Annotated in this window: 6 protein-coding genes and 1 pseudogene; all 7 read left to right on the top strand. The window is 49.4% G+C overall.

The genetic code is table 11. The annotated features are described in order from the left end of the window. Nucleotides 1-15: 15 nt before the first annotated feature. Nucleotides 16-1,383, top strand: a complete 1,368-nt coding sequence (gene ffh / locus AC1WIP_RS11775) for a signal recognition particle protein (RefSeq protein ID WP_481142011.1) — start codon at nucleotides 16-18, stop codon at nucleotides 1,381-1,383. Nucleotides 1,384-1,508: 125 nt separating this feature from the next. After that, nucleotides 1,509-1,754 carry a 30S ribosomal protein S16 gene (rpsP, locus tag AC1WIP_RS11780; protein WP_318704136.1) on the top strand — a complete coding sequence of 82 codons (246 nt, stop codon included), beginning with the start codon at nucleotides 1,509-1,511 and terminating at the stop codon, nucleotides 1,752-1,754. Between the two features lie 23 nt (nucleotides 1,755-1,777). Continuing rightward, nucleotides 1,778-2,005, top strand: a complete 228-nt coding sequence (locus tag AC1WIP_RS11785) for a KH domain-containing protein (protein ID WP_318708754.1) — start codon at nucleotides 1,778-1,780, stop codon at nucleotides 2,003-2,005. 51 nt (nucleotides 2,006-2,056) lie between these two features. Further along, nucleotides 2,057-2,566 (top strand): ribosome maturation factor RimM, encoded by a 510-nt coding sequence (rimM, locus tag AC1WIP_RS11790; RefSeq protein WP_481142009.1) that lies wholly within the window; start codon nucleotides 2,057-2,059, stop codon nucleotides 2,564-2,566. Nucleotides 2,567-2,604: 38 nt separating this feature from the next. Then, a pseudogene (gene trmD, locus AC1WIP_RS11795) lies at nucleotides 2,605-3,276 on the top strand (tRNA (guanosine(37)-N1)-methyltransferase TrmD); the annotation flags it as partial. Between the two features lie 393 nt (nucleotides 3,277-3,669). Then, a complete protein-coding gene (locus AC1WIP_RS11800) occupies nucleotides 3,670-3,984 on the top strand; it encodes a GNAT family N-acetyltransferase (protein WP_481142012.1) in 315 nt (104 codons plus the stop codon). Between the two features lie 116 nt (nucleotides 3,985-4,100). After that, a complete protein-coding gene (gene rplS / locus AC1WIP_RS11805; protein ID WP_481142010.1) occupies nucleotides 4,101-4,445 on the top strand; it encodes a 50S ribosomal protein L19 in 345 nt (114 codons plus the stop codon). Nucleotides 4,446-4,640 lie beyond the last annotated feature (195 nt).

Here is a 4,640-nt window from a genome sequence, read left to right on the forward strand (position 1 = left end):
GATAAGGAGCGATCTATGGCGTTTGAAAGCTTGACGGATAAGCTGCAGAATATATTCAAAAATTTGAGAAGCAAGGGCCGTTTGACACAAGAGGATGTCAAAACCGCATTGAAGGAAGTCAAGATGGCGCTGCTGGAAGCGGATGTAAATTTCAGAGTGGTGAAGCAGTTTATCAAGGCTGTTGAGGAACGGGCCATTGGGCAGGACGTAATGAACGGCTTAAACCCCGGGCAGATGGTGATCAAGATTGTAAACGAGGAAATGATCGCCCTGATGGGAAGCGATACCACGGAAATTGCCATGCAGCCGGGAAAAGCAGTCACTGTGATTATGATGGCGGGACTTCAGGGTGCAGGTAAGACTACGGCTACGGCTAAAATTGCAGGAAAGCTGAAGCTGAAGGGCAAAAAGTGCCTGCTGGCAGCCTGCGATATCTACCGTCCGGCGGCCATCGAGCAGCTGCAGATCAATGGGAAAAAGCAGGAAGTGGACGTGTTCTCCATGGGGACGGATCATGCCCCTTCTCAGATTGCCAGGGAGGCGGTGGCTTACGCGGAGAAAAACGGCCATAACGTAGTGATCCTGGATACCGCAGGACGCCTGCATGTGGATGAGGACATGATGCATGAGCTGCAGGAAATCAAGGACAGCGTTACGGTACACCAGACCCTTTTGGTGGTGGACGCCATGACCGGCCAGGATGCCGTGAACGTGGCGAAGGAATTTGACGAGAAGGTGGGCATCGACGGGGTGGTTCTCACCAAGATGGACGGAGATACCAGAGGCGGCGCGGCCCTCTCCATAAAGGCGGTGACGGGCAAGCCCATCCTGTATGTAGGCATGGGGGAAAAGCTCTCTGATATGGAGCAGTTTTATCCGGACCGCATGGCCAGCCGGATTCTGGGCATGGGAGATGTACTTTCTTTAATTGACAAGGCACAGGCCAGCATTGATCTGGATGAGGAAAAGGGCCGGGAGATGGCCGGACGCATGAAGAAGGGGAAATTCGATTTCGAGGATTACCTGGAAAGCATGAAGCAGATGAGAAATATGGGAGGTCTTTCCAGCATTTTAAGCATGCTTCCTGGAATGGGGGCAAAGGCAGGCGAGCTGGAAGCCATGATAGATGAAAAGCAGCTAAAGCATATGGAGGCCATCGTGCTTTCCATGACAAAGGAGGAAAGACGCAATCCCAAGCTGCTAAACCCCAGAAGAAAGCACCGCATAGCAAAGGGCGCCGGTGTGGATATTGCAGTGGTAAACCGCTTTATCAAACAGTTTGAGCAGAGTCAGAAAATGATGAAGCAGTTTGGCGGTGGAAAGGGAAGACGCGGATTGTTTGGTGGTTTTCCCGGAATGGGAAAGGGAGGCTTCCCTTTTTAGGACAGAAGATATGGATTTTCTGCCCCGGCAGAGTCCTTATCCATAGATGGCGTCCGCAAAAGCGGGTGTCCTGGGCCTTATGGCCCGTAAACCTTATAATACAGTTTTAGATGGAGGAAAGAAAAATGGCAGTAAAAATCAGATTGAGAAGAATGGGACAGAAGAAGGCTCCTTTTTATAGAATCGTTGTAGCTGATTCCCGTTCTCCCAGAGACGGCAGATTCATCGAGGAAATTGGAACCTATGATCCCAACACCGACCCCAGTACCTTCAAGATCAATGAAGAGCTGGCTAAGAAATGGCTGGCAAACGGAGCGCAGCCTACGGAGACCGTTGGAAAGCTTTTCAAGCTGGCAGGCATCGAGAAATAAGATTCGTTCTTTGGAGGTGGCTTATGAAGGAATTAGTGGAAGTAGTTGCAAAGGCGCTTGTTGATTATCCGGATGAAGTAGTTGTAACTGAAAAGACGCAGGGGAAAGATACTGTCATCGAACTTCATGTAGCTGCATCCGATATGGGAAAGGTGATCGGAAAACAAGGAAGAATTGCAAAGGCAATCCGCTCTGTTGTAAAGGCAGCGGCATCCAAGGATAACAGAAAAGTAGACGTGGAAATCGTCTGAGGCATAAGGCGGCGCGCACTGCGGGCCGCCTTTTTTGTTCATGGAGGAAAAATGGAAGAAATTTTACAGGTAGGAGTGATTACCTCCACACATGGCCTTAGGGGAGAGGTAAAGGTATTTCCCACAACAGATGACGCGGCAAGGTTCCGTAGGCTGAAGGAAGTGATTCTGGATACTGGGAAGGAAAAAATGCTTCTGGAAATCCAGGGAGTAAAATTTTTCAAGAAGTTTGTAATTCTGAAATTTAAGGGAATCGACAGTATTGACGACGCGGAGAAATACCGCGGGAAAGGTCTGTTTGTCACCAGAAAGAATGCGGTTCCTTTAAGGAGGGACGAATACTTTGTGGCTGACCTTGTGGGACTTAAGGTGATAGATGATATGGATCAGGAGCTGGGCGTTCTCACGGAGGTGCTGCAGACCGGCGCAAACGACGTGTATGTGGTGAAAATGGAAGATGGACGGGAGGCGCTGATTCCGGCCATCAAGCAGTGCATTCTCAATGTGGATGTGGAAGGCGGGCTGATCAGGGTGCATATTCTGGAGGGTCTGCTTGACTGAACGGATGTTTATTTCAGCGGAGGAAAAGGGGTATCAGAATGAAATTTCATGTTTTGACGCTGTTTCCTGAGATGGTGTTAAACGGCCTGCATTCCAGCATCATCGGGAGAGCGGCAGAGAAAAAGCTTATTACCATAGATACCATAAATATCAGAGATTATACGAAGGAACGGCACGGCAAGGTGGATGATTATCCTTACGGCGGCGGCGCAGGAATGCTGATGCAGGCCCAGCCTGTGTATGACGCCTGGCAGGCTGTCACAGGGGGAAGAAGGCTGCGGACTGTTTATTTAACTCCACAGGGGGAGCCTTTTACACAGAAAACGGCTGCCAGACTGGCCGGGGAGGAGGAGCTGGTGCTGATCTGCGGCCACTATGAGGGGATTGATGAGCGTGTGCTGGAGGAAACGGTCACAGACTTTATCTCCATCGGGGATTATGTGCTGACAGGTGGAGAGCTTGCGGCCATGGTGGTGATTGACGCCGTATCCAGGCTGGTTCCCGGCGTATTGAGCAATGACGCTTCTGCGCAGATGGAGAGCTTTTACAATGATCTATTGGAGTACCCTCAATATTCCAGACCGGAGGTGTGGAGGGAGAAAAAGGTTCCTGATGTGCTTCTTTCAGGAGATCACAGGAAAATTGCGGCGTGGCGGCTGGAGCAGTCAAAGGAGCGCACCAGGCGCATCCGCCCTGATCTCTATGAAAAGTACATGGACAAGGAGAGGCTGATCTGCCGGCTGGCAAAAGCGAAGCGGGAAAATATTCATATGATGGAAAGCCTGCGCAGGGGAAGAGGAGAAATCCTGTATGCAGACGAGGAAAATGTGCTGCTGTATGATGCGGGCTGCAGGCTTTGCATGATAAGCGCACAAGACAGGGAAATGGGGCAGAAGCTTCTTTCGCTGGTTCCCAAGGACACGGTTCTTTTTGTGACATCCCAGAGCTTTCTGAATGAGCTTATCTGCAGCGCTTTTTCCTGTGAGGTGTACCATGAATGTGTTCAAGTGTGCTATCCCCAGAGACAGAGCCTTCCCGTAAGGCACAAGGATATCCGTCTGCTTGGGCCGGAGGATGCAGAGTATGTAATTACACATTACCATATGGGAGAGCCGGAATATATCCGGGAACGCATTCAGAGCAGGGCGATGTATGGAGCCTTTGTGGAGGGCGAGCTCAAGGGCTTTGTGGGGAGCCATGATGAGGGCAGCATGGGGATGCTGTTTGTGGAGGATTCCTGCAGGGGAAGGGGCATCGGCGCAGCTTTGGAGGCATACAACATCAACCGTATCTGCGAGAAAGGCTTTACACCCTATGCGCATATCATTGTGGGAAACGATGTTTCTCTTGGCCTGCAGCGGAAGCTGGGATTGTATGCTTCTTCCGGGACTATTTGGTGGCTTGGGAAAAAGGAATAGAAAAAAATCTTGCATTTACGGCCCTGGTATGGTAAGATTTGAATGTTGCGAAAACGAGATGGTCCTCTGTTACAGATAAGTATTAAGAACATCCATTTTTTAAAAGGAGGCTCATAATGAGTGATATTATCAGAGAAATTGAGAAAGAACAGTTAAAGGAAAAGGTGGACGATTTTTCCGTTGGTGATACCGTAAAGGTATACGGCAAGATCAAAGAGGGAAACCGTGAAAGAATCCAGATATTTGAAGGCATTGTTTTAAAGAGACAGGGCGGAAGCAACAGGGAAACCTTTACTGTAAGAAAAATTTCCAACGGCATCGGCGTGGAAAAGACCTGGCCTGTGCACTCTCCTAATGTGGAGAAGATCGAGGTGGTCAGAAGAGGTAAGGTAAGACGTGCAAAGCTGAACTACTTAAGAGGCCGCGTAGGCAAGAGCGCGAAGGTAAAAGAGCTGAAATAGCAGTCTGAAATGTACGGCAGACGTATAATGGAATTTGTAATAGGAGAATAAAGACAGTCCTCACAGGAATCTGAGCAAAAGGGTTTCTGTGGGGACTTTTTTGTGGCTGCCGGAAGAATGAAATCTCGCTTTGATGATGATGCGCGCAACAATATTGCGCAATGATTTGAACTATTTGCGCAATAACTGCGCAAT

The sequence above is a fragment of the Acetatifactor sp. genome (assembly GCF_982438285.1).